Origin of the sequence: Jannaschia aquimarina (assembly GCF_000877395.1) — a bacterium.
Taxonomy (GTDB): domain Bacteria; phylum Pseudomonadota; class Alphaproteobacteria; order Rhodobacterales; family Rhodobacteraceae; genus Jannaschia; species Jannaschia aquimarina.
Genome location: NZ_JYFE01000017.1, coordinates 53,087 through 77,946, shown reverse-complemented (window position 1 = coordinate 77,946; position 24,860 = coordinate 53,087). Strand labels below are relative to the sequence as shown.

28 protein-coding genes and 1 other RNA gene are annotated in these 24,860 nt (G+C 65.9%); 24 read left to right on the top strand and 5 right to left on the bottom strand.

Annotated elements, in window-relative coordinates; all coding sequences use genetic code 11:
• The first annotated feature begins 37 nt into the window (after positions 1-37).
• The 3 genes from jaqu_RS03485 to jaqu_RS03475 all read left to right on the top strand — a co-directional run bounded on the left by jaqu_RS03485 (position 38) and on the right by jaqu_RS03475 (position 2,426).
• Positions 38-955, top strand: coding sequence for a manganese-dependent inorganic pyrophosphatase (locus jaqu_RS03485; protein WP_043917554.1), 918 nt, complete (start codon positions 38-40; stop codon positions 953-955).
• Positions 956-992: 37 nt separating this feature from the next.
• A complete protein-coding gene (locus jaqu_RS03480) occupies positions 993-1,868 on the top strand; it encodes a TIGR01459 family HAD-type hydrolase (RefSeq protein ID WP_043917553.1) in 876 nt (291 codons plus the stop codon).
• A gap of 105 nt (positions 1,869-1,973) precedes the next feature.
• Positions 1,974-2,426, top strand: a complete 453-nt coding sequence (locus jaqu_RS03475; RefSeq protein WP_043917552.1) for a MaoC family dehydratase — start codon at positions 1,974-1,976, stop codon at positions 2,424-2,426.
• A 1-nt stretch (position 2,427) separates the two neighbouring features.
• Here the strand turns inward: jaqu_RS03475 and jaqu_RS03470 are convergent, their stop codons facing one another.
• Complete coding sequence (locus jaqu_RS03470; RefSeq protein ID WP_043917551.1) at positions 2,428-2,913, bottom strand: cupin domain-containing protein; 486 nt, start codon at positions 2,911-2,913, stop codon at positions 2,428-2,430.
• Between the two features lie 125 nt (positions 2,914-3,038).
• Between jaqu_RS03470 and gatC the strand changes: the two genes are divergently transcribed.
• From gatC to jaqu_RS03395, 16 genes are all read left to right on the top strand, one after another.
• Positions 3,039-3,329 (top strand): Asp-tRNA(Asn)/Glu-tRNA(Gln) amidotransferase subunit GatC, encoded by a 291-nt coding sequence (gene gatC / locus jaqu_RS03465; RefSeq protein WP_043917550.1) that lies wholly within the window; start codon positions 3,039-3,041, stop codon positions 3,327-3,329.
• A gap of 1 nt (position 3,330) precedes the next feature.
• The gene (gene gatA / locus jaqu_RS03460) at positions 3,331-4,818 is read left to right on the top strand and encodes an Asp-tRNA(Asn)/Glu-tRNA(Gln) amidotransferase subunit GatA (RefSeq protein WP_043917549.1); all 1,488 of its coding nucleotides are present in this window, start codon (positions 3,331-3,333) and stop codon (positions 4,816-4,818) included.
• 26 nt (positions 4,819-4,844) lie between these two features.
• Positions 4,845-5,591, top strand: coding sequence for a hypothetical protein (locus jaqu_RS03455; RefSeq protein WP_052500751.1), 747 nt, complete (start codon positions 4,845-4,847; stop codon positions 5,589-5,591).
• A 3-nt stretch (positions 5,592-5,594) separates the two neighbouring features.
• Positions 5,595-6,290 (top strand): N-acetylmuramoyl-L-alanine amidase, encoded by a 696-nt coding sequence (locus tag jaqu_RS03450; RefSeq protein ID WP_089268328.1) that lies wholly within the window; start codon positions 5,595-5,597, stop codon positions 6,288-6,290.
• 10 nt (positions 6,291-6,300) lie between these two features.
• Positions 6,301-6,648: RNase P RNA component class A (gene rnpB, locus jaqu_RS20460), an RNA gene on the top strand.
• A 182-nt stretch (positions 6,649-6,830) separates the two neighbouring features.
• Entirely contained in the window at positions 6,831-7,415 is a 585-nt protein-coding gene (locus jaqu_RS03445; RefSeq protein ID WP_236687767.1) for a TRAP transporter small permease subunit, read from the top strand.
• Entirely contained in the window at positions 7,412-8,737 is a 1,326-nt protein-coding gene (locus jaqu_RS03440) for a TRAP transporter large permease (RefSeq protein ID WP_043917547.1), read from the top strand. Before jaqu_RS03445 ends, jaqu_RS03440 begins: the two co-directional genes overlap by 4 nt.
• A 19-nt stretch (positions 8,738-8,756) precedes the next feature.
• Positions 8,757-9,785, top strand: a complete 1,029-nt coding sequence (locus tag jaqu_RS03435) for a TRAP transporter substrate-binding protein (protein ID WP_043917546.1) — start codon at positions 8,757-8,759, stop codon at positions 9,783-9,785.
• Positions 9,786-9,869: 84 nt separating this feature from the next.
• Positions 9,870-11,216, top strand: coding sequence for a glutamine synthetase family protein (locus jaqu_RS03430; RefSeq protein ID WP_043917634.1), 1,347 nt, complete (start codon positions 9,870-9,872; stop codon positions 11,214-11,216).
• Between the two features lie 43 nt (positions 11,217-11,259).
• Complete coding sequence (locus tag jaqu_RS03425; protein WP_043917545.1) at positions 11,260-12,636, top strand: aldehyde dehydrogenase family protein; 1,377 nt, start codon at positions 11,260-11,262, stop codon at positions 12,634-12,636.
• Positions 12,636-13,781: an iron-containing alcohol dehydrogenase gene (locus tag jaqu_RS03420; RefSeq protein ID WP_043917544.1), complete on the top strand. Its 1,146-nt coding sequence runs from the start codon at positions 12,636-12,638 to the stop codon at positions 13,779-13,781. Before jaqu_RS03425 ends, jaqu_RS03420 begins: the two co-directional genes overlap by 1 nt.
• A 131-nt stretch (positions 13,782-13,912) precedes the next feature.
• Positions 13,913-14,299 carry a nitrogen regulation protein NR(II) gene (locus tag jaqu_RS03415; RefSeq protein ID WP_043917543.1) on the top strand — a complete coding sequence of 129 codons (387 nt, stop codon included), beginning with the start codon at positions 13,913-13,915 and terminating at the stop codon, positions 14,297-14,299.
• Between the two features lie 118 nt (positions 14,300-14,417).
• Complete coding sequence (gene rpmG, locus jaqu_RS03410) at positions 14,418-14,585, top strand: 50S ribosomal protein L33 (RefSeq protein ID WP_011454349.1); 168 nt, start codon at positions 14,418-14,420, stop codon at positions 14,583-14,585.
• A gap of 302 nt (positions 14,586-14,887) precedes the next feature.
• Positions 14,888-15,376, top strand: a complete 489-nt coding sequence (locus tag jaqu_RS03405) for a GNAT family N-acetyltransferase (RefSeq protein WP_043917542.1) — start codon at positions 14,888-14,890, stop codon at positions 15,374-15,376.
• A gap of 96 nt (positions 15,377-15,472) precedes the next feature.
• Entirely contained in the window at positions 15,473-16,387 is a 915-nt protein-coding gene (locus tag jaqu_RS03400) for a ring-cleaving dioxygenase (RefSeq protein WP_043917541.1), read from the top strand.
• Positions 16,384-16,974, top strand: coding sequence for an alpha/beta hydrolase (locus jaqu_RS03395; RefSeq protein WP_043917540.1), 591 nt, complete (start codon positions 16,384-16,386; stop codon positions 16,972-16,974). Before jaqu_RS03400 ends, jaqu_RS03395 begins: the two co-directional genes overlap by 4 nt.
• 85 nt (positions 16,975-17,059) lie before the next feature.
• On the opposite strand, the gene jaqu_RS03390 is transcribed toward jaqu_RS03395, so the two are convergent.
• Entirely contained in the window at positions 17,060-17,842 is a 783-nt protein-coding gene (locus tag jaqu_RS03390) for a Bax inhibitor-1/YccA family protein (RefSeq protein WP_043917539.1), read from the bottom strand.
• A gap of 288 nt (positions 17,843-18,130) precedes the next feature.
• Between jaqu_RS03390 and jaqu_RS03385 the strand changes: the two genes are divergently transcribed.
• Positions 18,131-19,018 (top strand): LysR family transcriptional regulator, encoded by an 888-nt coding sequence (locus tag jaqu_RS03385; protein ID WP_043917538.1) that lies wholly within the window; start codon positions 18,131-18,133, stop codon positions 19,016-19,018.
• Between the two features lie 76 nt (positions 19,019-19,094).
• Here the strand turns inward: jaqu_RS03385 and jaqu_RS03380 are convergent, their stop codons facing one another.
• On the bottom strand, positions 19,095-20,054 hold the full coding sequence (locus jaqu_RS03380; protein ID WP_043917537.1) for an NADPH:quinone oxidoreductase family protein: 960 nt from the start codon (positions 20,052-20,054) through the stop codon (positions 19,095-19,097).
• 251 nt (positions 20,055-20,305) lie between these two features.
• Here jaqu_RS03380 and jaqu_RS03375 point away from each other — a divergent pair, with 251 nt between their 5' ends.
• From jaqu_RS03375 to jaqu_RS03365, 3 genes are all read left to right on the top strand, one after another.
• Positions 20,306-20,665, top strand: a complete 360-nt coding sequence (locus jaqu_RS03375) for a helix-turn-helix domain-containing protein (protein ID WP_043917536.1) — start codon at positions 20,306-20,308, stop codon at positions 20,663-20,665.
• A gap of 109 nt (positions 20,666-20,774) precedes the next feature.
• Positions 20,775-21,560 (top strand): histidinol-phosphatase, encoded by a 786-nt coding sequence (gene hisN / locus jaqu_RS03370; protein WP_043917535.1) that lies wholly within the window; start codon positions 20,775-20,777, stop codon positions 21,558-21,560.
• On the top strand, positions 21,553-22,878 hold the full coding sequence (locus tag jaqu_RS03365) for an 8-oxoguanine deaminase (protein WP_043917534.1): 1,326 nt from the start codon (positions 21,553-21,555) through the stop codon (positions 22,876-22,878). The genes hisN and jaqu_RS03365 overlap by 8 nt, the downstream gene beginning before the upstream one ends.
• A gap of 5 nt (positions 22,879-22,883) precedes the next feature.
• On the opposite strand, the gene jaqu_RS03360 is transcribed toward jaqu_RS03365, so the two are convergent.
• Together jaqu_RS03360 and jaqu_RS03355 are read right to left on the bottom strand one after the other, a co-directional pair.
• Positions 22,884-23,537 carry an HAD family hydrolase gene (locus jaqu_RS03360; protein WP_043917533.1) on the bottom strand — a complete coding sequence of 218 codons (654 nt, stop codon included), beginning with the start codon at positions 23,535-23,537 and terminating at the stop codon, positions 22,884-22,886.
• Positions 23,534-24,136 carry a thymidine kinase gene (locus jaqu_RS03355; protein ID WP_043917532.1) on the bottom strand — a complete coding sequence of 201 codons (603 nt, stop codon included), beginning with the start codon at positions 24,134-24,136 and terminating at the stop codon, positions 23,534-23,536. The genes jaqu_RS03360 and jaqu_RS03355 overlap by 4 nt, the downstream gene beginning before the upstream one ends.
• 254 nt (positions 24,137-24,390) lie before the next feature.
• Between jaqu_RS03355 and jaqu_RS03350 the strand changes: the two genes are divergently transcribed.
• Positions 24,391-24,849, top strand: coding sequence for a phage regulatory CII family protein (locus tag jaqu_RS03350; protein WP_043917531.1), 459 nt, complete (start codon positions 24,391-24,393; stop codon positions 24,847-24,849).
• Positions 24,850-24,860: the final 11 nt, after the last annotated feature.

Sequence of the window (24,860 nt, the reverse complement as noted above, 5' to 3'; positions counted from 1 at the left end):
GCTAGGGCGGCGCCGATCTATCCACGGGATGAACGCCATGACCACCCTCGTCTTCGGGCACAAGTCGCCCGACACCGATTCCACCGGCTCTCCGATCGCCTGGGCCTGGTATCTCAACAGCCAAGGCACCGAGGCCGAGGCCGTTCTCTTGGGCGAGCCCAACACCGAGGCCGCCTTCATGCTGGAGCATTGGGGGCTCGAGGCACCGCGGATCATCGAGGATGTCGAGGCCGATCAGCCGGTCGTGATCGTGGACACCAACAACCCCGCGGAACTGCCCGCCTCGCTTGGTCAGGCCGATGTGCGCCAGATCATCGACCACCACAAACTGACCGGTGGAATCGAGACCAAGGCACCGATCGACATCACGATCCGCCCGCTCGCCTGCACCGCGACGATCATGGCCGACCTGATGGGCGACACGCTCGACGATGCTCCCGAAAGCGTGCGCGGTGCGATGCTGACCTGCATCCTGTCGGATACGCTGGAATTCCGCTCGCCCACGACGACCGATCACGACCGGGCCTGGGCCGAGAAGCTGGCCGAGGGGCTCGGCGTGTCGATCCCCGATCTGGCATCCGCCATGTTCCGTGCCAAGTCGGACGTCAGCCGCTTTTCGGAGGCGGAATTGCTGCGGATGGACAGCAAGGAATATGCCGTGGACGGCACCAAGTTCCGCGTCTCGGTGCTGGAAACGACGGCGCCCGAGGCCATCCTCAACCGCAAGGACGCCCTGATGGAGGCGATGACACAGGTCGCCGCCGAGGACGGGGTTCAGCAGGTGCTCCTCTTCGTCGTCGACATCCTGAAGGAGGAAGCGACGCTGCTGGTCCCGAACCCGCTGGTGAAGACGGTGGCCGAAAAGAGTTTCGGCGCGACGGTCGAGAGGGACAGCGTTGTCCTGCCCGGCGTGATGAGCCGAAAGAAGCAGATCATCCCCGCGCTCAAGCTCTGAGGCGGTCAAACGTGCCCATGCGGATGAAGGAACTGCAATGACCCGGATCATCGGCGCGCTTTCGGACGTGTCAGACGCCTACGACGCGATGTTCGTCGACCTGTGGGGCTGCGTGCACGACGGCGTGCGCCCCCTGCCCGGTGCGGTCGAAGCTCTGCAAGCCTACCGCAGACAGGGCGGCAAGGTGATCCTGGTGACCAATGCGCCGCGGCCGCGGAAGTCGGTCGCCGAGCAATTGGACCAGATCGGCGTCGCATCCGACGCGTGGGACGACATCGCGACGTCGGGCGACAGCGCACGGGTCGCGATGTTCACCGGCGCGGTCGGGGCAAGGGTCTTCCATATCGGACAGCCTCACGACGCACCGTTCTTCGAGGCCCCGAAGGTGGTCGAGGATCCGGTCGCGGTCGAGCGCGTGCCATTGGATCAGGCCGAAGGCATCGCCTGCACCGGGCCATTCGATCCCACCGCCGATCCATCGGTCCTGCGGCCGCAGCTTCTGGCGGCGAAGACGCGTCGCCTGCCGCTTCTGTGTGCCAACCCGGATATCGTCGTGGATCGCGGCGGGGTGCGGGAATGGTGTGCGGGGGCCATCGCGGAGCTCTATACCCAGATGGGAGGCACCTCGCTCTATTTCGGCAAGCCGCATCCGCCGATCTACGATCTGGCCCGCCGGCGCCTGTCGCGGATCGCGGACGTGTCAGACGGACGGATCCTGTGCGTGGGAGACGGGATCGCCACCGACGTGGCGGGGGCGATGGGCGAGGATCTGGACATCCTCTTCCTGTCGGGGGGGCTGGGAGCCGAGCCGACAGGGACGGCGCCTGACGGCGACCCCGACCCGGAGAAACTGGCTGCGTTTCTCGAGGCGGAACAGTCGAACCCGACATTCGTGATCGGGACACTTCGGTAACGCTGTTACCCCCACACCATAGTCGCACGAACTTTTCTTGCGTAATGACTTGCCGCATCGCGGCGTGGGCGCTATCTCTCGGGTCAGTTCAGGAGGTGCGCGGTGATGCTCGATACGACCCACAACCTGCCTCGCGGCACGATCTGCATCGAGGATATCGAGATCGGGATGTCCCGATCGCTTTCCAAGGTCGTGACCGACCGGGATATCGAGCTGTTCGCCGAGGTTTCGACGGACCGGAATCCCGTCCATCTGGACGATGACTACGCGCATGACACGATCTTCGAGGGCCGCATCGCCCATGGAATGCTGACGGCGGGCCTGATTTCAGCCGTGATCGGTGAGCAGCTTCCGGGGCATGGCACCGTCTATCTGGGCCAGACGCTGAAATTCCTGGCCCCGGTCCGTCCGGGCGACCGGGTCGAGGCGGTCGTGACCGTCACGGACATGGATCTGCGCAAGCGCAAGGTCACCATGGAGACCTATTGCGCCATCGACGGCAAGAAGGTCCTGGCCGGCGAGGCGGTCGTACTGGCGCCGTCGCGCAAGTTCGACTGAGCTATCCCCTTTTCACCCCCGTTGCCGGGTGATCAAGCGCGGCGATGTCTGCAAGATCGGTGCCGACACCCACCTGCCGGTAGATCCGCTTGCCCTTGCGCGGGTAGTCCGCAACGTCCTGCGGAATGCGTTGCCCGATCACCAGAAGCCGCAGCGTCTCGGTCCCCGTGTTGACGATCGTATGGGGCAGACCACCCGCCCGGTAGCCGATGAAATCCCCCGGCGCGATCGCATGATCCTGATCGCCGGTGGTCGCGGTCGCGTGACCCGCAAGGACATAGACCGCCTCGTCCTCGTGGTAATGAACGTGGTATTCGGTCGTCTCGTGGCCGGGTGCGACCTCGATCAGATGGATGCCGAGCCCGGTCAGGCCCGTCGCGTCGCCAAGGCTCTTGTTCACGCGCTGGGCTGCGGGATTGAGGAAATGGGTCTTCTTCTGACCGTCCATCGCCTCGATTGCGGCCGCCTTCAGCAGATATCCGTCCATCCGTGCCTCCGTCCTGCCGTCCTGCCGTCCGAGCCTAGGCCGGGATGGTTCGAAGGACCAGCGGATGCCCCGTTGAACCCCCCCGCGCCCGCCGCTAGACGAGGCCCGATCTGACGGAGGCTATCATGTCCACCATCGACCGAGAGACGGCCCGCAAGGTCGCCAAGCTCGCCCGCATCGCCGTCCCGGACGAGCAGCTCGATGCGCTCGCCGGCGAGTTCACCGCCATCCTCGACTTCGTGGAGCAGTTGCAGGAAGTCGACGTCGACGGCGTCGAGCCCATGGTGTCGGTGACGCCGATGCGGCTGAAGCGGCGCGAGGACATCGTGACCGATGGCAATCGGCAGGGCGACGTCCTGGCCAATGCGCCCGATGCCCGCGAAGGGTTCTTCGCCGTCCCCAAGGTGGTGGAATGACATGAGCGACCTGACCGACCTGACCCTGGCCGAAGCGCGCGACGCCCTGCGTTCGGGCGAGACCACGGCACAGGCCCTGACCGAGGCGCATATCGAAGCGGTCGAGGGCGCGGGCGCGTTGAACGCATTCGTCCACCCGACCTTCGATCTCGCACGCGCTCAGGCCGAGGCGGCCGACGAGCGCATCCGCCGCGGGGATGCGCCGGACATGTGCGGCCTGCCGATCGGGGTGAAGGATCTGTTCTGCACCAAGGACGTGGCCAGCCAGGCAGGGTCGAAAATCCTCGATGGATTCCGTCCGGCCTACGAATCGACCGTGACGGATAAGCTCTTCACGTCCGGCGCCGTCATGCTCGGCAAGCTGAACATGGACGAGTTCGCGATGGGGTCGTCCAACGAAACCTCGACCTACGGCGACGCGGTGAACCCCTGGCGCGCCGGCAATTCCGATGCCGCGCTCACGCCGGGCGGATCGTCCGGCGGCTCGGCGGCCGCCGTCGCTGCGCGGACCTGTCTTGCCGCATTGGGCACGGATACGGGCGGTTCGATCCGGCAGCCCGCCGCCTTTACCGGCATCGTCGGCATCAAGCCCACTTATGGCCGGGTCAGCCGCTGGGGCATCGTCGCCTTCGCGTCTTCGCTGGATCAGGCGGGACCGATGACGCGCAGCGTTCAGGACGCGGCGATCATGCTGCGCGCCATGTCCGGACACGATCCGAAGGATTCGACCTCGGCCGATCTGGAGGTTCCGGATTTCGAGGCCCTCGCCCAGCAGGATATCGCCGGCAAGGTGATCGGCATCCCGCGCGAATACCGCATGGACGGCATGCCCGAGGAGATCGAGGCGCTGTGGCAGCAGGGCATCGACATGCTCCGCGATGCGGGGGCGGAGACGCGGGATATCAGTCTGCCGCACACGAAGTACGCCCTGCCGGCCTATTACGTCATCGCCCCCGCAGAGGCGTCGTCGAACCTGGCGCGCTATGACGGGGTGCGTTTCGGTTACCGGGCAAAGCTGGATCAGGGCGACGGCGTCACCGAGATGTACGAGAAGACCCGCGCCGAAGGCTTTGGCCATGAGGTCCAGCGCCGCGTCATGATCGGCACGTACGTGCTGTCAGCCGGGTTCTATGACGCCTACTACAACCGGGCCCGGAAGGTTCGCGCGCTGATCAAGAAGGATTTCGACGAGGTCTTCGCGGAGGGCGTCGACGCGATCCTGACCCCGGCGACCCCGTCCGCCGCCTTCGAGCTGGGCGCCATGGCGGATGCCGATCCAATCCAGATGTATCTCAACGACGTCTTCACGGTGACGGTGAACCTGGCCGGCCTGCCCGGCGTCGCGGTGCCGGCCGGGCTGGACCGGCGCGGATTGCCCCTTGGGCTGCAGCTGATCGGCAAACCATGGGCCGAAGGCGAATTGCTCGCGACCGCCCGCGCGCTGGAAGAGCGGGCCGGATTCGTGGCGCGGCCGGAAAAGTGGTGGTAGGCTCGGTCAAAAGTCGAGGCAGTACGATGCGTAAAATCCCCCTGGTCTGTGCAGTTCTGGCCGTCGCCGCATGCGCGGGTCCCGTCCCGGACAGCCGGCCCGACTTCAACGATCCGTTCTTCGACAGAGGGCGAGGCCCGCTGCCGCAGCAATCGTCTGGCGTGCGCTTGCCGGACACGATCCGTCCGCCCAGCACGCCGGTGCCGCGGGATGCAGCCGCACTCGATGCCCGCGCCGATGCGCGCGACGCCGCCGGTCTGGCCCGTGAGACGCGCGCGGCATTGGGTCGGCCGGCCGATCCGATCGGCGCGCCTGCGCCGCTTCCGACCGCCGCGACCGCGTCGCTCGATCCGTCCCTCGACCGGGACAACGCCTCGATCAGCACCGAGCAGGATTTCGGCGCCGTCAGCAACGCCCGCACGATACAGGAAGATGCAGAGCGTCTGCGGCAGGCTCAGCAGCAGCGTCTGGAGGTCCGCCCCGAAGACGTCCAGCTCGAACGCCCCGGCGATACCGGGCCGAACCTTGCGGCCTACGCCCTGAACCGTGCCAGTGCGAAAGGCGCCGCCGGCACCTATCGCCGCAGCCCGTTTGCGGGCGAGGCCGCGGCGCAGCGGCGCTGCAACCGCTTCCGCTCTGCGGATGCGGCCCAGACGGCCTTCCTGGAACGCGGCGGGCCCGAGCGCGACCGACTTGGCCTGGATCCCGACGGAGACGGCAATGCCTGTGCCTGGGATCCAGCCGCCTTCCGCCGGATCGTTCAGGGCAGCTGACGGATGCGCGAGGCGCCCTCGCCCAATTGCGGCGAGCGGCGGGACGGGACCGTTCCGCACCTGATCCTGCTTCACTACACGGCGATGGCCGGAGGAGTCGAACCGGTCATCCGATGGTTCCAGGACCCGGAAACCCAGCTTTCGGCTCATTACGTGGTCGGAGAGGACGGAGAGGTCGTCTCCATGGTCCCGGAAGATCGGCGCGCCTGGCATGCCGGTGCGGGACGATGGGGCGCGATCACGGACGTCAATTCGGCCTCGATCGGGATCGAGATCTGCAATGCGGCCACACACCCTTTCAGCGCCCGTCAGATGGATGCCGTGGAAGACCTGGTGTCCGGGATCATGGACCGTCATGTCATCCCGCCAGAGGGCGTGATCGGGCATTCCGACAGCGCGCCGGGCCGCAAGGTCGATCCGGGCCGGCGCTTCGACTGGCGCAGGTTGGCCCTGTCCGGCCTTTCGGTCTGGCCGAAACCCGCGGCCGGCCCGGCACCGGATCAGGACGGGTTTCGTCGCGACGCGTCGACCTTCGGCTACACGGAGGAGGTTCCCTTCGAGACGCTGCTTTCGGCCTTCCGCCTTCGGTTCAGGCCGGGGATCGAGGGGCCGCTCGACCCGGTGGACATGGCCATGATCGCCGATCTCGCGCGACGCTGGCCCGCCCCGGCGCTTGACGGCGCGCCGGCCGCCTCCTAGCTCCGGCGCGCGGGGGGCCGGGGCGGCCGCGGGAAACCGAGGAAAGTCCGGACTCCACGAAGCGACGGTGCCGGGTAACGCCCGGGCGGGGCAACCCGACGGAAAGCGCCACAGAGAACAGTCCGCCCTCGCATGCGGGGGCAAGGGTGAAACGGTGGGGTAAGAGCCCACCGGGGGGACGGCAACGTCCCCCGCATGGCAAGCCCCACCGGGAGCAATGCCGAATAGGGACCGCGGATCGGGTGCTTCGCCCGGCGGTCCGGGTTGGCAGCTTCAGGCCCGCCGCGAGGCGGTGCCGAGATGAATGGTCGCCGCCCCGAAGGGGGAACAGAATCCGGCTTACACGGCCCCCCGCACCGATCCCGCCCAGGGATCGGGCAAGGACAGCCGCGAGGCGTCGCGGATTGCCGTCGCGTTAAGGAAATCGTTGACAGGGTCGCGCAGGGCCGAAACGCTCAGCCCGATGACGGGGATGGGAACGAAGGGCGCCGCACCGGCGCGGCCACCGCGACGCATGGGGGCCCGCGCGTGATCGCCGCGATGCGCCGTTACATCCTCTGGGTCGACGCGCTCAACCGCCGGATCGGCCGGATCGCGATGTACGGCCTGTTCCTGCTGATGGGCATCCTGCTCTGGTCGATCGTCTCTAAGGCAGCGTTCACACCGTCGCTCTGGACGCTGGAACTCGCCCAGTTCGTGATGGTGGGCTATTACATCCTCGGCGGGCCCTACTCGATCCAGATGGGGTCCCATGTCCGGATGGACCTGCTCTACGGCGAGTGGTCGCCCGCACGGAAGGCGTGGTTCGATCTCTTCACTGTCTGCCTGCTTATATTTTACCTGCTCGTGCTGCTCTACGGAGCGGTCGCTTCGACCGCCTATTCGCTGGGCTATTTCGGGTCGGAGCCCTTCGGCTTCTTCGCGGGCCTCGTCACGGGCAGCGCCGAAACCGGGTTCATGGAACGCTCGTCCTCGGCCTGGCGGCCGTATCTCTGGCCCATCAAGGCGGTGATGATCGCCGGCTTCCTTCTGATGCTACTGCAATGCGTGTCCGAGCTCTTCAAGGACGTCCTGCTGCTGCGTGGCCATGTGGTCGATCCCCTTCCCCCAGAGGAAGCCGCATGAGCTACGAGCTGATCGCCACGCTCATGTTCGCCTCGATGATGCTGATGCTGCTGACGGGGCAGCGCGTCTTCGGAGCCATCGGCTTCGTGGCAGTCGTCGCGTCGCTGGCGCTGTGGGGGGATCGCGGTGGCTACGATCTGGGCTTCTCGGCGGCGATGAAGCTGATGGTTTGGTACCCGCTGCTCACGCTGCCGATGTTCATCTTCATGGGTTACGTCCTGTCGGAGAGCCGTATCGCCGACGACCTCTACCGCATGTTCCACGTCTGGATGGGCGGGCTGTCCGGGGGGCTGGCGGTCGGCACGATCCTTCTGATGGTGCTGGTCTCCGCCATGAACGGGCTATCGGTCGCGGGCATGGCCATCGGCGCGACCATCGCCCTGCCCGAGCTTTTGCGCCGCGCCTACGACAAGCGCATGGTGACGGGCGTCATCCAGGCCGGATCGTCACTGGGCATCCTTGTGCCGCCGTCTGTCGTGCTGGTCCTCTACGCGATGATCGCGCGGCAGCCGGTCGGCCAGCTTTGGCTCGCCGGGATCGTCCCCGGCCTGATGATGGCGGCGATGTTCGTGGCCTACATCGTCATCCGCTGCCGCCTGAACCCGTCCCTGGGGCCCGTCCTGCCGCCGGAGGAGCGGGACATCCCGCAGGCCGAAAAGCTGCGCCTTTTGCGCGCGGGCCTTCTGCCCTTCGGGATCTTCTTCGCTATGATGATCCCCTTCGTCAGCGGCTGGACGTCCCTGGTCGAATCGTCGGCCATCGGTGCGCTGGCCGCCCTGGCCGCCGCGATCCTCAAGGGGCGCATGACGCGCGAGGTCTTCGAGAACTCGGTGCGCAAGACGCTGGGCATCACCTGCATGTTCATGTGGATCATCCTGGCCGCGCTCGCCTTCGGAGCCGTGTTCGACGGGCTGGGCGCGGTCAACGCCATCGAGAGCCTCTTCACGGAGAGGCTGGGCCTGAACCCCTGGATTATCCTGATCCTGATGCAGCTGAGCTTTCTGGTGATGGGCACGTTTCTCGACGACACCGCGATGCTGGTCATCGTTGCGCCGCTCTATGTGCCGCTGGTGGGGGAATTGGGCTTCGATCTGATCTGGTACGGCGTGCTCTACACGATCACCACGCAGATCGCTTACATGACGCCGCCCTTCGGCTACAACCTCTTCCTCATGCGCGCCATGGCCCCGCCCGAGATCGGGCTCAGGGACATCTACGCCTCGATCACCCCCTTCGTCCTCGTGATGATCGCCGCGCTGGCGCTGGTGATGGCGGTCCCGGGCATCGCGCTGTGGTTGCCGCAGACGATCTACGCCCCCTAACCGACAGAGGAGAGAGACCATGACCACACGCCGCAAGCTGCTTGCCGGGGCCGCCGCCGCGCCCGCCGCGCTGGCCACGCCCGCAATCGCGCAATCCACGATCACCTGGCGTCTTCAGACCTATGCCGGCGCCGCGCTGGCGGCCGAGGTGCTGGACCCGGCCATCGAGAAGTTCAACGCCATCGCCGGCGACCGGATGCAGATCGAGACCTACTATGCCGACCAGCTCGTCCCGACGGGTGAGCTGTTCCAGGCGCTTCAGCGGGGCACGATCGACGCGGTGCAGTCTGACGACGACTCGATGGCGTCTCCGACCGAGGTGACGGTGTTCGGCGGCTACTTCCCCTTCGCCTCGCGCTACTCGCTGGACGTCCCGGTCCTGTTCAACCGCTACGGCCTCAAGGAGATCTGGGACGAGGAATATGCCCGCGTCGGCGTCAAGCACGTCTCGGCCGGGGCCTGGGACCCGTGCCACTTCGCCACGAAAGAGCCGATCCGCTCTCTTGCCGATCTGGAGGGCAAGCGCGTCTTCACCTTCCCGACCGCGGGCCGGTTCATGGCGCAATTCGGCGTCGTCCCCGTGTCGATCCCATGGGAGGACGTGGAGGTCGCGCTCCAGACCGGAGAGCTGGACGGGATCGCCTGGTCCGGCATCACCGAGGACTATACCGTCGGCTGGGCGGACGTGACGAACTACTTCCTGACCAACAACATCTCGGGCGCGTGGATCGGGCACTTCTTCGCCAACATGGAACGCTGGAACGAGCTTCCCGACGATCTGAAGGTCCTGTTCGAGGTCTGTTGCGAGCAGTCGCATTACTACCGGCAGCACTGGTACTGGGGCGGCGAGGCCGACCTGCGGGTCAACGGCCCGAAGCTGGAACTGACCAGCATCCCGGACGAGGAATGGGATCAGGTCGAGGCGGCCGCGCGCGAATTCTGGGACGAGATCGCCGCCGAGAGCGAGACCAAGGCCCGGGTGGTGCAGATCTTCAAGGACTACAACGCGCTGATGCAGCAGGCCGGCCGGCCCTATCGCTACGGCTGATCGAAGCGGGGCGGGCGATCGCCCGCCCTCTGGACGCGCCCCGGCATCCGGGGGATGACGGGGCGCATGCTGCGGGGGAAGACCATGCTCAAGCTCGACGATCTGAAATTCGGTCCCTACGACACCGTCCTCGTGGCCATGGTCGACATGCAGGGCCGCCTGATGGGCAAACGGTTCACGGTCTCGAACTTCCTCGAAGCGGGTCATGAAGAGACCCATTGCTGCAACTACCTCCTGGCGACCGACCTGGAGATGGCGACGCCCGACGGATATGCCTCCACCTCGTGGGAACAGGGCTATGGCGACTACGTCATGAAGCCCGACCTGACGACGCTGCGGCCCCTGCCTTGGCTCGATGGGACGGCGCTTGTCCTCTGCGATGTGCTGGACCACCACACCCACGCACCGGTGCCGCATTCCCCGCGCGAGATGCTCAAGGCGCAGGTCGCCCGCGTCGCCGAGATGGGGCTGACCCCCATGATGGCGACGGAGCTGGAATTCTTCGTCTTCCGCGCGTCCTACGACGACATTCGCCGGGGCGGCTTCCGGGATCTGGCGCCATTGGTCGGCTACAATCAGGATTACAACCTGTTCCAGTCCGCGCGCGAGGAGCATGTAATGCGCCCCATCCGCAACCATCTGGTGGCGGCCGGCGTGCCCGTGGAGAACTCCAAGGGCGAAGCGGAGACCGGACAGGAGGAGCTGAATATCCGCTATGCCGACGCGGTGGCGTGTGCGGACCACCACACCATCGCCAAGCAGGCCGTCAAGGAGATCGCCGACCAGCGCGGCCACGCGGCCAGCTTCCTGCCCAAATGGCGTGCCGACAAGGTCGGAAGTGCCTCGCATATCCATCAGTCCATGGCGCGCGAGGACGGCTCGAACGCCTTCCACGACCCTGACGCGCCGCGCGCCATGTCCGATCTGATGGGCAGCTACGTCGCCGGGCTGATGCGGCATACCGGCGAGATGACCGCCTTCCTCGCGCCCTACGTGAACAGCTACAAGCGGTTCCTGCCGGGGACCTTCGCGCCCACCAAGATCGCGTGGTCGGTGGACAACCGGACCGCCGGCTACCGGCTGGTCGGCGAGGACACCAGGGGCGTGCGGATCGAGTGCCGCATTCCCGGGTCGGACGTGAACCCCTACCTCGCCTGCGCGGCCCAATTGGCCGCCGGGCTCAAGGGCATCGAAGAGGGCCTGCCCGCGCCGGATCCCGTAACCGGGGACGTCTACGGGATGGGCGATGTCGACGACATCCCGCGGACCCTGCGCGATGCCACCGAGACCTTGCGCGGATCCGCCATGTTGCGCGACGCGATGGGGGACGACGTGATCGACCATTACGTCCGGGCCGCGGAGGTCGAGCAGGAGGCCTTCGATGCCGCCGTCACCGACTGGGAAGTTGCGCGGGGGTTCGAGCGGGCGTAGCGCTCGCTTCGAAGACGTGTCCGGAAACGAGGCGGGGCGCAGAATGGGACGGGTGCAACTGATATCGCCGATCGACGGGTCGGTTTACATTGAACGCGATACGCTCTCGGCGGAGGCCGCCTTCAATGCGGCGGCGCGTGCGCAGGCGGCGCAGTCGGACTGGGCGGCCCGTCCGCTGGAGGAGCGGATCGAACTCGTCCGGCGCGCCGACGCGATCATCGGCGGCGACACCGAGCGGATGGCGTTGGAGCTGGCCCGCCAGATGGGCCGCCCGATCCGCTATGGCGGCGAATATAGCGGCTTTCACGAACGCGTTGACCACATGGCGAATATCGCGGCCGAGGCGCTGGCCCCGATGGTGGTCGAGGAGTCGAGCACCTTCCGTCGTATGATCAAACGTGTCCCCTGGGGCACCGTCCTGGTGATCGCGCCGTGGAACTACCCGTACATGACCGCGATCAACACCATCGCGCCGGCCCTGATCGCGGGGAACACCGTGATCCTGAAACATGCCGCACAGACTTTGCAGGTCGGTGAACGGCTGGCCGAGGCGTTCCACGAGGCCGGCGTGCCGAAGGACGTCATCCAGAACCTCGTTCTGGATCATGCGACTACGTCCGATCTGCTGTCCGAGCGGGCGGTGGATTACGTGAATTTCACCGGATCGGTCGAAGGCGGTCGGGCGATCGAACGGGCAGCGGCGGGGACCTTCGTTCCCGTCTCGACAGAGCTTGGCGGCAAGGATCCCGGATACGTGCGAGCGGATGCAGATCTGGAGGCGGCCGTCGATACGCTGATGGACGGCGCGATGTTCAATTCCGGCCAGTGCTGCTGCGGGATCGAGCGGATCTACGTTCACCGGTCGCTCTATGACACTTTCGTGGAAAAGGCCGTCGACTGGGCGGAGTCGCAGGTCTTGGGCGACCCACTTTCGCCGGAGACGACGATGGGGCCGATGGCACATGTCCGCTTCGCCCGAGAGGTCCGGACGCAGATCGAAGAGGCGGTCGCTGCGGGCGCCACCGCTCATGTGGCGCGGATGGACGCCGATGACGACGCGGGCGCCTATCTCACGCCGCACGTCCTGACCGGCGTCACCCACGATATGCGTGTGATGCGGGACGAGAGCTTTGGGCCGGTCGTCGGCATCATGCCGGTCGATGACGACGAAGAGGCCATCCGTCTCATGAACGACAGCCGCTACGGCCTGACGGCATCCATATGGTCCGCCGACGTGGAAGCCGTCGAACGGATCGGCGACCGGCTGGAAACCGGCACGGTGTTTCTGAACCGCTGCGATTACCTCGATCCGGCGCTCTGCTGGACGGGCTGCAAGGAGACCGGCCGGGGGGCCGGCCTGTCCGCCCTCGGCTATCACGCTCTGACGCGGCCGAAATCCTTCCATCTGCGGATATCGTGATGATTCTGACGGCAAACTGGTCCTATCCCACCTCTGTCCGTTTTGGCGCGGGCCGCGTGGCGGAATTGGGCGCGGCCTGCGAGCAGGCGGGGCTCACGCGGCCACTTCTGATCACAGACAAGGGGCTGGCCGCGCTGGATATAACCACGCGGACGCTGGACCTGATGGAGACAGCGGGTTTTGGTCGCGCGGTATTCTCTGATGTGGATCCGAACCCCAGCGACATCAACGTCGCTGCCGGGGTTCGGGCATTCCGCGATGGTGGTCATGATGGCATCGTGGCCTTCGGGGGCGGCTCTGCGCTTGACCTGGGCAAGGCGGTCGCCCTGATGGTCGGCCAGACCCGGCCGATCTGGGATTTCGAGGATGTCGGGGATTGGTGGACCCGCGCGGATGCCGAGGCCATCGTCCCCGTCATCGCGATCCCAACGACGGCGGGAACGGGGTCAGAGGTCGGACGAGCCGCGATCATCACGAACTCCGAGACGCTCGAAAAGAAGATCATCTTCCACCCGAAATTGTTGCCCGTGTTCGTCATCAGCGACCCCGAGCTGACGGTCGGAATGCCGCCCGCCATCACGGCCGGAACCGGTCTCGATGCCTTCGCCCACTGTGTCGAGGCCTATTCGAGCCCGCATTTTCATCCGCTGTCGCAAGGCATTGCGCTCGAAGGCATGCGGTTGGTGACGGCGTACCTGCCCCGCGCCTTTGCGGATGGAACCGACATGGAAGCGCGGGCCCAGATGATGGCCGCCGCGTCCATGGGGGCGATTGCGTTCCAGAAGGGCCTTGGTGCCATTCACGCCCTGAGCCACCCGATCGGAGCGATGCACCATACCCATCACGGCACGACCAATGCCGTCTGCATGCCCGCGGTGCTCCGCTTCAACGCCGGCGCTATCTCGGAACGGTTCGACCGGGCGTCGGCCTATCTGGGCATCGAGGGCGGCTTCGACGGCTTCCGCACCTTCGTTGACGATTTCAATGCCTCTCTGGGCATTCCCCGGACGCTGACCGAGCTGGGCGTCGCGGATCCGGATGTCGACCGTCTCGTTGCGGGCGCCCTTGCGGATCCGAGCGTCGGCGGAAATCCGATCGAGATGACGGCGGCCAATACCCGAGCCCTTCTGGAAGACCTGCTCTGATCCAGCGTCAGTCCCGCCGAAGCCGATCGGGTATCGGCCATTTCTTGCCGGTTTCGGGCGACGCTACGTTAGTTCCGTAGCGGTGCGACCGCTAACAGCGGACATTGGTGGTCAAGGGGATATGGAATCGCATGGCGCAACCGCAGGTAGATAAGGGATTTGAGGCGGCCTCCGAGGCTCGGATTGCTCCTCCGGTAGAGGCCCTCAGGGCGGTTGGGCGGAGCCATGCCAGTCTCGTGCTCGTCGGTCGGGACGGGCGCATCGAGTTGATGAACCGCGCCTCCCTAGTTGCCCTCGGCTTCGCACCTTCGGACGATCTGCGCGGCTTGGCGGTCGTTTCGCTCTGGACGTTTCCCGAGAGGCTCTCCGCGCAGTCGGCGATCCATCGTGCCCGGCGCGGCGAGACCGTCACGGTGTCCCTCGACCTGTCGCCACTGGGTTCCGACGGCATGGCCGAAGCCAGCTTCTCACCCTGCGGCGACGGACTTATCCTGATCCGGATCGGAGTGCCTGCCTGACCGCCGATCGAGGCGCTTGACGGGCTGATCGGATCTGGTAGATGGCAGCCTCCTGATTTTTCCGTAGGCGGGGTGCGGGACGCGTTCCCGATCCGCCACGCCCACGAGGAGAGACGAGATGGCGAAGCCCACCACCATCAAGATCCGCCTGAACTCCAGCGCCGGAACCGGCCATTTCTACGTGACCAAGAAGAACGCGCGCACGATGACCGAAAAGATGGTCGTCCGTAAGTACGACCCCGTCGCGCGCAAGCACGTCGAGTACAAGGAAGGCAAGATCAAGTAAGATCGCCGACCTTTCGATTTGTCGGGCCGCGCCGAAGGGTGCGGCCCTTTTCGTTTCAAAATTCCAATGATCCGCCGCCGAACGAGGCCGTGATCGGCAAGCCACTCCCCCTTGGCCTTATCGTCCTGCTCCAACGTCCCTTCAGGCGACCCGCGCGAGGCAAACCTCCGCTATCTCCAAGCGGCCGCGCTCCGATCCGGCAGGCGCGTTAACCATCTGTTTACCATTCTTACCGGTTCTCCGACGACATGGCCCCGCTCCGCAATCGCGATGCGGGGTCATTGAACAGAGGAGAGACCAAGATGGACATACGTCCTTCCACGATAGACGACGTGCCGGCGGTCGCCCGGCTATTGAAGGAGAACTTTCCGCCGCTCCTGCGGGGCGCCTATGATGAACGGACGCTGACGGAGGCCTTGCCGATCATCACCCGCCCCCAGCCCGAACTGATCGGGTCTGGCCGGTATTGGACCGCATGGGACGGGGACGAACTGCTGGGCGCCGGCGGGTGGAGCGTCGGCGGACCGCAGGGCCAGGAAACAGGCTCATGGGGTCACGTCCGCCACTTCATCACATCGCGGAACCATCTGCGGCGCGGCGTGGCCAGCGCAATCATGCAGAACGCCATGGTTCAGGCGCGCGCGGCTGGCGTTGCCGGGCTCCATTGCTTTTCGACGCTGACGGCCACAGCCTTCTACCGGACGATGGGCTTCATCGGAGAAAAGCAGTTCCGCATCGCCTTCCCTGAAGGTCCGCGCTTCCCGGCGGTCGAGATGTCTCAGCCGCTTTGACGCCATAGGCGCACCGATCCTGTGCGCCGGGCGCGGTTTTCTCGCGCCCGGCGCCGCCCGATCTATCTGGCAACTCCAAACGAACAGGAGGTCGCCATGACCAAAAGCATCACCGGCCTGCACCATGTCACCGCCATCAGCGGTCCACCGCAGGCAAATGTCGATTTCTTCACCAAGCTGATGGACCAGCGGCTTGTGAAGAAGACCGTCAACTTCGACGATCCGGGCACCTATCACCTATATTACGGCAATCACGATGCCGAACCCGGCACGATCCTGACCTTCTTCCCGTTCGTCGGCGCCGCACCGGGCCGCATCGGTCCGGGAATGGCGACGGCCTATTCCTACGCGGTCGGCGACAGGGTCTTCGACGACTGGCTGGCCGAGATGCGGGCCCGAGGCTCCGACGTCTCGGCCCCGGTCGAGCGGTTCGGTGCGCAGGTTGCGACGGTCATGGACCCGGACGGCGCCACGGTCGAGCTCGTGTCCACCCCGGGCGATCACGGCCCGGCACAAGGTGGCTTCCATGGCGTGACGCTGTGGGTGGACGACCTCGGACCGACGCAGCGTCTTTTGACGGACCACATGGGATACGCGGAAACGGGTCACGAGGCAGCGAACGGCGAAGAGCGGCTGCGCCTGAAAGTGCCGGGCGATGCCCGCGGCACCGTCGTCGATCTGTACCGCAAGGACGGCGCCGCCCCCGGACGGCAGGGTGCGGGCAGCATCCACCATGTGGCTTTCCGCGCGACGGACGATGCCGATCAACTCGACTGGCGGGAACGAATGATCTCCGCCGGCATGAATGTGACCCCGGTGATCGACAGGCAGTATTTCAACGCGATCTACTTCCGGGAACCAGGCGGTGTGCTGTTCGAGATTGCGACGGATCCGCCCGGCTTCACACGCGATGAACCCCTGGAGAGCCTCGGTGAAACGCTGAAGCTTCCGGAGCAGTACGAACCGATCCGGGACCGGATCGAAGCCATCCTGCCCCCGATCCACGCATGAAGGGGCTGATCCTGCTTCACGGCCGCGGCGGGTCCGCGGCCGACATCACGGGACTTATTCCAGCGCTCGGCGCATCCGGCCTCAAGGTCGCAGCGCCCGAGGCCGCGGACAACTCATGGTGGCCGACGTCCTTTCTCGCGCCCAGCGCGCAGATGGAGCCGTGGGTCGAGCGCGGGCTTCACGCGGTCGAGACCAGTCTGAGAGATCTCGCCCTCCCGCGGGGTGAGGTCGCGCTGGTCGGGTTCAGCCAAGGGGCATGCCTCGCCCTGGAATATGCGGCACGACGCGGGATCGGCGGCGTGGTCGCCCTGTCGGGTGGCCTGGTCGGGACAGAGGACCAGGGAGGTGCAGATCCGGCGCTCTACGGCGCGGCGGGAAAGGCGTTCGACTATCGCACCGATCTGACGGGAACCCGTGCGGTGATCACATGCCATGCGGCCGATCCGCACATTCCGATCAAACGCGCGCGCGACAGCGCCGACGTGCTCCGACGGCTTGGGGCCGATGCCCGGTTCATTGAGCATCCGGGCCCCGGGCACCATCCGATGCCGGACGGGTTGGAGGCAGCCCGCGCGGTCCTGTCCTGAACGTCATTCCCGTCCGAAAGGCCGACAGCCCCTAACGAAACGGGCCGCCCCGAGGGGCGGCCCGATCTGGTCCATGATGCTGCGATCACTCGCGGTTGCCGAGAAGCTGCAGCAGAAACATGAACATGTTGATGAAGTCGAGGTAGAGGTTCAGCGCGCCCATGATGGCCGCCTTGCCGAGCCACTCCTGATCACCATGCACCGCATGCTCCAGGTAGGTGTTCTTGATGTTCTGCGTGTCGTAAGCCGTCAGGCCCGCGAAGAGCAGCACACCGATGAACGCGATCGGCTGAGCGAAGGCCCCGCCGAAGAAGAAGATGTTCACCAGCGACGCGACGATCAGGCCGATCACGCCCATGAACAGGAAGGTGCCCCAGCCGGACAGATCCTTCTTGGTCACGTAGCCCCACAGCGACAGGCTCGCGAAAGCGATGGCCGTCACGAGGAAGGTGCTGGCGATCGACATGCCGGTGAAGACGATGAAGATCGAGCTGATCGACACGCCCATGACTGCGGCGAAGGCGTAGAAGACGACCTGAGCCGTGGCTGCCGACAAGCGATTGATGCTGGCTGCGAAGCCGAACACGAACAGCAGCGGCGCGAACATCAGGGCCCAGCGCAGGGGCGACGTATAGATCGCAGCGCCAAGGCTCGTCAGAAGCGTCCCGTTCCCGAGCTGCACGACGGCCTGCGACGGGTCGCTGGTCACGGACAGGCCCGAAATGGCCCAGGCGGCGGCAAACGTGATCAACATGCCCACGGACATCGTGCCGTAGACCTTGTTCATGTGAGCGCGCAGACCCTCGTCGATCTGGGCCGCGCGTTCGCCGGTCACGCCGGTGGCGCGAAGGGCGTCGAATTGAGCCATCGGAACTCCTCCAGGGATAAAACTTCTCTAGGGCATGCCTGCCCCTTCGGATGGGAATATCGGCAGAGATACCGTGCATTTCAAGTCGCTCGGCCTGCGCAGGCACGGCATTTCGATTGATATTTTCTATAAGCGGCCACGAAGCTCCCGAAGAGACGCAGCACTGCCGCAATTCGGCCATCCACCCGCCCGACATATCAGCATCTCTGATGGCAGCCATCATGCCATTCCGTTTCGGAATGACACCGGGGCGCGGTAGAAGGCTCCCGTCCGAAAGGAGTTCAGGCGATGCCCCGGAACCTCGACCTCAATACGCTCCGCGCCTTCGCAACGGTCGCCTCGACGGGCGGGGTCACGCGCGCTGCAGGCCTCCTCAATCTGACGCAATCGGCGGTCTCGATGCAGGTCAAACGACTGGAAGAGGCACTCGGCGTTCAGCTCTTCGTCCGGACTGCGCGCGGCGTGATGCTCACCCCGGAAGGCGAACAGACGCTGAGCTACGCCAGGCGCCTCTGCGCGCTTAACGACGAATTGCTCGAGCGCATGCGGTCAGAGGCGCCGGCGCGTCAATTGCGGCTGGGCGTGCCCCACGACATCGTCTCGGGTGTCATCCCCCGCGTCCTTCGAACGTTCGCCGCCGAATATCCCCATGTCCGCGTCGCTCTTACGGCGAGCAGCACGAACAGGCTCAAGCAGGAGCTTGCCGGCGGCGAACAGGACCTGATTCTCGGCACCGAGGCCGCCGCGGACGCAAGCGGACGGGTCATTGCCTGCCTTCCCCTGATCTGGGTCGGCGCCGCCGGCGGGACGGCATGGACCCGCCGCCCCCTGCCATTGGCTTTCCCCTCTACCTGCCTCTTCCGGGCTGCGGCGCAGGCCGCGCTCGACACGGCGGGGATTCCGTGGGTGATGGGGGTCGAGGCGGATAGCAGCCGTTCCATCGATGCGGGCGTGAGCGCCGACCTCGCGGTACAGACTGTCCTCGACGGCTTCTTCGACGGTCGCGACATGGAAGCGATACCGCATGCAGGGGCACTCCCGGATCTCGGCGAGATGGCGATCACCCTCTACCGCCGGGATGCGGAGCCCGATCCCGTGCGCGACCGGCTGGCTGACCTTCTGACGCAGGAATACGGCGCTCTTCGTTCAAGGCCCCGGCTCACCGTCGCGGGCTGATCCTCACATGCCGGTCATCGGGCCGAGAAAGGGGCGATCGAACGGGTGACGGCCGATCAGCCGCGCTCCTCCTCGATCACGGGCGGACGACGACCTTGCCAGTGGACTTGCGCCTGCGCAGCAGTTCCAGCGCCTCGTCCGCTTTTTCGAGCGGCAGAACGTGAGAGACATGGGGCGCGATGTCCCCCCGTTCGTACATGGAGAAGAGCGACGCGATACTGTCGGTCACGACGTGCGGATGCGATTTCAGCAGACCGCCCCAGTAGAGCCCGAGAAGGTCTACATTCTTCACCAACAGGTGGTTCAGTTTGGGTTGCGGCACTTCGCCGCTCGCGAAGCCGATCACCAACAGGCGTCCACCGGGCCGCATCGCGCGAAAGGCAGCATCATGCAGCTTGCCGCCGACCGCGTCATAGACAACGTCAGCGCCGCCCAGGTCCCGCAGACGGTTCCGCAGATCCGGCGCTTCCGCGTCGACCAGGTGGTGGGCCCCGGCCGCCCGCGCGACCTCCAGCTTGTCGGGCCCCCGCGCGACGGCCACGACGTCCGCCCCCATACGTGCGCCAAGTTCGACAGCCGTAAGACCCACGCCCCCGGCAGCTCCGAGGACGACCAATCGCTCACCTGCCTGCAATCGCGCCTTCCAGGTCAGGGCCACATGGCTGGTCGAGTAGGCCACGATGAACCCGGCAGCGATTTCCGAGGGCATCGCTGCGGGAACCGCCACGCAGGCGCGGGCCGGAAAGAGCCCCGCCTCCGCAAGACCGCCCTGCCCCGCAAAGCAGGCGACGCGGCTGCCGATCGCAGGCGCCTCAACGCCTTCGCCCAACGCCTCGACTGTCCCACAGACTTCCATGCCGGGAACGAACGGCAGATCGGGCGTGTCCTGATATGTCCCGTCGACCATCAGGAGATCGGCGAAGTTCAGACCGCAAGCCTCGATCCGGAGGCGGACTTCTCCCGGGCCCGGTTCAGGTTCGGGCGCGTCCCTCAGTTCGGGCGGTTCTCCCTTGGTGTGAACGAGATAGTGACGCATGCCGATCCCCTTTCGCCGCCCGAGGGGTGACGGGAGGGCGGCGGCTCGTCAAGCCAGCGGCTACAATCGGAGCGAAGCGACCCCATTGGATTTTGAGTCAGCACGCCCATATGCTGCCTCAACCGGTGCGAGAGGCCGGACCGCGCGGCTCGTGCCGATCCCGTCGCGATTGCCGCGGCGTGAACTTCCCGCCGGGACGCCGCGTTGAGCGCGCAGACTCGTCAGAACGAACACAGTTGAGGAGTGTGACTATGAAGCACCCGGTCGACATACATGTAGGTAAGCGTATCCGGCACCGCCGCTGGATGGTGGGGATGACCCAGCAGCAGCTCGCGGAAAACGTCGGAATCAAGTTTCAACAGATCCAGAAGTACGAGACCGGGATGAACCGCGTCAGCGCGTCCCGGCTTTGGGAGATCGCGCGCACGCTCGACGTTCCGATCAGCCACTTCTTCGACGGCCTTGAAGATGGCGCCGAGGCCGATGCTGACCGCGACTTCTTGTCCGACAAGGAAGCGATGGAACTGATCCGCAGCTACTACGCCATCCCAGAGCATCAGCGGAAGCGTCTCTTCGACCTGGCGCGCGTCCTCTCTGAAAGCGCGGCCTGACGGGATCTCCTTTCGCCGCCGGGCCGGACGCGTGCAGTTTTACAGGCAGGCGCACGACTTCGCGAAAGTCCGTTGACCGGCATCGCGCTCCCGTGCGACCCGCGACGGAATGAGAAGCCTGGACATTGAAGCACTCCTCGCGACGGCCCATGCGCTGGCCGATGCCGCGCGGGAGGCGATCCTTCCTCTCTTCCGGACGCCCCTTTCGATAGAAAGCAAGTCGGACGCATTCGACCCGGTCACTTTGGCCGACCGGCGGGCGGAGGAAGCCATGCGGGCGATCCTCGCGGCCGAGCGACCCGAGGACGGCATACTCGGCGAAGAGGGCGGCGCGATCGGTGGGTCATCCGGCCTGACCTGGGTTCTCGATCCCATCGACGGGACGCGCGCGTTCATCTCTGGAACTCCGACATGGGGCGTCTTGATCGGCTTGAGAGATAGCGAACAGGTTCTCCATGGGATCATCGATCAGCCATTCACGGGCGAGCGGTTCGAGGGGGGCTTTGGGACGGCCGAGTGGACTCATAGCTCCGGAACGCGGCCGCTGGCCGTTCGCAAGACGACGAACCTAGAAGACGCGACGATCCTGACGACCTTTCCCGAAGTGGGCACTGACGCTGAAGGCGCCGCCTTTCGGAAGTTGTCGGAGAAGTGCCGGCTGACGCGCTACGGGCTCGATTGCTACGCCTATGCGCTTCTGGCGGCCGGACATGTGGATCTGGTGGTCGAAGCGGGCCTTCATCCCTACGACATCTGCGCGCCCATCGGGGTGATCGAGGCGGCGGGCGGAGTAGTCACCTCCTGGCAAGGCGAGCCGGCGCTCGACGGGGGCGCGGCGCTGGCCGCAGCAACACCCGAGTTGCACCGTGCGGCAATGGATGTCCTGAATGGCTGAGACGCTGATCCGTGGCGGCACCCTGCTTGCCATGGACGGGACGGCCGCCACCGAAGGTGACGTCCTGATCCGGGACGGTGTGATCACCCAGACGGGCGGTGGGCTCGGCACTTCGGGGGAGGTGATTGACGCGGAAGGCTGCCTGCTGACGCCCGGCCTCGTCAATACGCACCACCACCTCTACCAGACCCTTACCCGCGCCGTTCCGACAGGACAGGACGCGCTTCTCTTCGGCTGGCTCAAGGCACTGTACCCGATCTGGGCACGGTTCACGCCGGATCACGTCGCCTGCGCCACCCGGATCGGCCTGGCCGAACTGGCGCTGTCCGGCTGCACCACGTCGTCCGACCACCTGTATCTCTTTCCGAACGGGGTCCGGCTGGAAGACACGATCCATGCCGCGGCCGACGTCGGCCTTCGCTTTCATCCGACGCGCGGTGCAATGTCCATCGGCGAGAGCGCGGGCGGGCTTCCGCCCGACAGTCTTGTCGAGGACGAGGCCGCGATCCTCGACGATTGCATCCGGGTGATCGACGCGTTCCACGACCCGGACCCGGGATCGATGTGCCGGGTGGGCGTCGCACCCTGCTCTCCATTCTCGGTAAGCCGGGAGTTGATGCGCGATGCCGCGCTTCTCGCCCGCGACAAGCGCGTCCGCCTCCACACACATCTGGCCGAGAATGCCGAGGACGTCGCCTATTCCGAGGCCACCTTCGGCTGCCGTCCGGGCCAGTACGCGCAGGAGTTGGGCTGGACGGGCGACGATGTCTGGCACGCCCATTGCGTCGAACTGGATGCTGGCGAAATCGGTCTGTTTGCGCGCACGGGTACCGGAGTGGCACATTGTCCCTGCTCGAATTGCCGGCTCGGCTCGGGTATCGCGCCGGTCCGCGCTATGGTGGATGCCGGTGTCCCGGTCGGGCTGGGCGTGGACGGTTCCGCCAGCAACGATGCGGCCAGTCTGATCGACGAGGCGCGGCAGGCGATGCTCTTGCAGCGGGTCTCGCGCGGGGCCGATGCGATGGGGTCCACCGAAGCGTTGCATCTCGCGACGCGCGGAGGGGCTGCAGTGCTGGGCCGCGACGATATCGGGATGCTCGTGCCCGGGATGCGAGCCGACATCGCGATCTGGGATATGCGATCGATCGAAGCCGCCGGAAGCTGGGACAAGGCCGCTTTACTGCTGGCCGGTCCGCGCCGGGTGCGGGACCTGTTCGTCGAGGGGCGGCGCGTGGTCGCCTCGGGGCATCTCGTGACGATCGACCTGAGGGCAGAGATCGAACGGGCCACGCGGTTGGTCGCGCAGCTCATGGCCTGACCGGCCTACAGCAGCCCGAGCGCCCGCAACCCACTGTGAAGATCCGGCGCGACCCGGTGGCCCAGAGCGAGCAAATCGTCGGTCGGCGGAACGAGATCCGGCACCTGCGTCACGACCATCCCCGCTGCCACGGCGGAACGCACGCCGTTGGCGCTGTCTTCGAAGGCGGCACACATTTCTGCGCCTATGCTCAGTCGCGCGGCCGCAGCGACATAGATCTCCGGATGTGGCTTGCCGCGGGAGACCTGATCACCGCCGACGAGATCGGGCAGATGGTCCGCCAGACCGGCCTGTTCCAACCGGCGGAGCGCGATCTCGCGCCGCGTGCTGGTGGCCACGATCACAGGAACGCCCGCCGCAGACAGAGCCTCGACACAGGCGCGGACGGTGGGCTTGAGGGGGATGGGCCCCGATAGCAGCTCCGCGTTCTCACGATGCCATGCGTCGGTGAAGGGTTCCGCTGCCTCGCCCATCGCATCGCGCAGCATCCGGCCACCGCTTTCGTGGTTCGTGCCGATCAGGCTGTGGAACAGATCGTCGTCAGGCGGAAGATCCATAGCAGTCCGTGCGCGACGAAACCCCTCGCGGTAGAGCCCCTCACTATCGAGCAGCAGGCCGTCCATGTCGAACACGACCGCCTCGATCCGGGGCCTGCTCATACCGGCATTTCGGGCGGGACACGGTCGCCGGTGGCCTCGCGGAAATGGCGGCGGCACAGGCTGACATAGCGCTCGTTGCCACCGACCTCGACCTGGGCGCCTTCGGTCAGGGCCTGCCCATCCGCCCCCATGCGGATGACCATCGTCGCCTTCCGGCCGCAATGGCAGATCGTGCGCACCTCGCGCATCTCGTCGGCCAGGGCGAGCAAGGCGGCGGATCCGGGAAAGAGCTCGCCCCTGAAATCGACCCGCAGTCCGTAGGCCATGACTGGAACGCTCAGATCATCCACGGCCCGCGCAAGCTGCCAGACCTGTTCTCGGCTAAGCCATTGCGCTTCGTCCACCAGGACGCAGGCGCAGGGCCCTCTCTTCAGCCGGTCGTCGATCATGTCGAACAAGTCGCTTTCAGCGCCGTAGGTATCCGCCCGTGCCTCGATGCCGATCCGGCTCGCGATCTTGCCCTGTCCACCTCGATCGTCGAAATCCGCGGTTAGAAGATAGGTCTCCATTCCACGTTCGACATAGTTGTAGCTGGCCTGCAGCAGCAGCGTGCTCTTGCCGGCATTCATCGTGGAGTAGTGAAAGTAGAGCTTCGCCATCACCGCGGTTCCTGCCCCTTGCATAGGAGGAGATGCAAGGGGCAGGCGGGCGCCGGCGCGGTCAAGCGGCGCCCCCGGTCGGTCCGTCCTCTCGCCATCGTTCCGTGTGTGGCGCTTCCCGTGGTGTCGGACCCAAACCGTTTTGGGGGGATGGCCGGACCCTATCCGCGAAAACCGGGGCGGGTAACGGGAAAAGGGAAGCAAGCTTTCCCCGTTCCCCTACGTAAGCTATCGTCTCCACAAGGAGGCGCCGAATGACACGCGACTTCAGTTCCTATCTCAAGAATCACACCGAAGCGCTGGTGAAGGATGTCGGCGTCGAGGCGGCCTGTGCGATCACGGGCAAGTCGAAGGCGACGCTTGGACGTTACTATTCGCACCACGACGAGCATGCGAACCGCTACATGCCGATCGATACTGTCGCCCATCTGGAGGACGCGGCCGGATACCCGCACGTCACGACGGCGCTGGCGGAATTGGCCGGTTTGCACCTTGCCCGGTCACGGAACGACCCGTCCGCGAGGGATGGTCATGTGACCAGCGACGTCGCGCTTTTGAGTCGCCGGTTCGGTTTGCTCATGGAGGCCTATGCCGAAGCGATCGCCGACAACGTGATCACGACGGCCGAAGCTCGGCAGATGCTTGCCGAAACGATGGAACTCCAGAAGGTCCTGGTCGAGATGAAGCTGCACCTCGAAGCGGCGACCGACTGACCGGCCTGGAA

What these genes read in the sequence shown, in the direction of transcription:
- jaqu_RS03455 (WP_052500751.1), top strand. Translation starts at nt 4,845, where the DNA reads ATGCGTAAAATCCCCCTGGTCTGTGCAGTTCTGGCCGTCGCCGCATGC.
- rpmG (WP_011454349.1), top strand. Translation starts at nt 14,418, where the DNA reads ATGGCGAAGCCCACCACCATCAAGATCCGCCTGAACTCCAGCGCCGGA.
- jaqu_RS03360 (WP_043917533.1), bottom strand. Translation starts at nt 23,537, where the DNA reads ATGAGCAGGCCCCGGATCGAGGCGGTCGTGTTCGACATGGACGGCCTG.
- jaqu_RS03395 (WP_043917540.1), top strand. Translation starts at nt 16,384, where the DNA reads ATGAAGGGGCTGATCCTGCTTCACGGCCGCGGCGGGTCCGCGGCCGAC.
- jaqu_RS03485 (WP_043917554.1), top strand. Translation starts at nt 38, where the DNA reads ATGACCACCCTCGTCTTCGGGCACAAGTCGCCCGACACCGATTCCACC.
- gatA (WP_043917549.1), top strand. Translation starts at nt 3,331, where the DNA reads ATGAGCGACCTGACCGACCTGACCCTGGCCGAAGCGCGCGACGCCCTG.
- jaqu_RS03400 (WP_043917541.1), top strand. Translation starts at nt 15,473, where the DNA reads ATGACCAAAAGCATCACCGGCCTGCACCATGTCACCGCCATCAGCGGT.
- jaqu_RS03365 (WP_043917534.1), top strand. Translation starts at nt 21,553, where the DNA reads ATGGCTGAGACGCTGATCCGTGGCGGCACCCTGCTTGCCATGGACGGG.
- jaqu_RS03350 (WP_043917531.1), top strand. Translation starts at nt 24,391, where the DNA reads ATGACACGCGACTTCAGTTCCTATCTCAAGAATCACACCGAAGCGCTG.
- jaqu_RS03405 (WP_043917542.1), top strand. Translation starts at nt 14,888, where the DNA reads ATGGACATACGTCCTTCCACGATAGACGACGTGCCGGCGGTCGCCCGG.
- jaqu_RS03480 (WP_043917553.1), top strand. Translation starts at nt 993, where the DNA reads ATGACCCGGATCATCGGCGCGCTTTCGGACGTGTCAGACGCCTACGAC.
- hisN (WP_043917535.1), top strand. Translation starts at nt 20,775, where the DNA reads ATGAGAAGCCTGGACATTGAAGCACTCCTCGCGACGGCCCATGCGCTG.
- jaqu_RS03375 (WP_043917536.1), top strand. Translation starts at nt 20,306, where the DNA reads ATGAAGCACCCGGTCGACATACATGTAGGTAAGCGTATCCGGCACCGC.
- jaqu_RS03445 (WP_236687767.1), top strand. Translation starts at nt 6,831, where the DNA reads ATGCGCCGTTACATCCTCTGGGTCGACGCGCTCAACCGCCGGATCGGC.
- gatC (WP_043917550.1), top strand. Translation starts at nt 3,039, where the DNA reads ATGTCCACCATCGACCGAGAGACGGCCCGCAAGGTCGCCAAGCTCGCC.
- jaqu_RS03435 (WP_043917546.1), top strand. Translation starts at nt 8,757, where the DNA reads ATGACCACACGCCGCAAGCTGCTTGCCGGGGCCGCCGCCGCGCCCGCC.
- jaqu_RS03355 (WP_043917532.1), bottom strand. Translation starts at nt 24,136, where the DNA reads ATGGCGAAGCTCTACTTTCACTACTCCACGATGAATGCCGGCAAGAGC.
- jaqu_RS03420 (WP_043917544.1), top strand. Translation starts at nt 12,636, where the DNA reads ATGATTCTGACGGCAAACTGGTCCTATCCCACCTCTGTCCGTTTTGGC.
- jaqu_RS03440 (WP_043917547.1), top strand. Translation starts at nt 7,412, where the DNA reads ATGAGCTACGAGCTGATCGCCACGCTCATGTTCGCCTCGATGATGCTG.
- jaqu_RS03415 (WP_043917543.1), top strand. Translation starts at nt 13,913, where the DNA reads ATGGCGCAACCGCAGGTAGATAAGGGATTTGAGGCGGCCTCCGAGGCT.
- jaqu_RS03475 (WP_043917552.1), top strand. Translation starts at nt 1,974, where the DNA reads ATGCTCGATACGACCCACAACCTGCCTCGCGGCACGATCTGCATCGAG.
- jaqu_RS03380 (WP_043917537.1), bottom strand. Translation starts at nt 20,054, where the DNA reads ATGCGTCACTATCTCGTTCACACCAAGGGAGAACCGCCCGAACTGAGG.
- jaqu_RS03390 (WP_043917539.1), bottom strand. Translation starts at nt 17,842, where the DNA reads ATGGCTCAATTCGACGCCCTTCGCGCCACCGGCGTGACCGGCGAACGC.
- jaqu_RS03450 (WP_089268328.1), top strand. Translation starts at nt 5,595, where the DNA reads ATGCGCGAGGCGCCCTCGCCCAATTGCGGCGAGCGGCGGGACGGGACC.
- jaqu_RS03385 (WP_043917538.1), top strand. Translation starts at nt 18,131, where the DNA reads ATGCCCCGGAACCTCGACCTCAATACGCTCCGCGCCTTCGCAACGGTC.
- jaqu_RS03470 (WP_043917551.1), bottom strand. Translation starts at nt 2,913, where the DNA reads ATGGACGGATATCTGCTGAAGGCGGCCGCAATCGAGGCGATGGACGGT.
- jaqu_RS03430 (WP_043917634.1), top strand. Translation starts at nt 9,870, where the DNA reads ATGCTCAAGCTCGACGATCTGAAATTCGGTCCCTACGACACCGTCCTC.
- jaqu_RS03425 (WP_043917545.1), top strand. Translation starts at nt 11,260, where the DNA reads ATGGGACGGGTGCAACTGATATCGCCGATCGACGGGTCGGTTTACATT.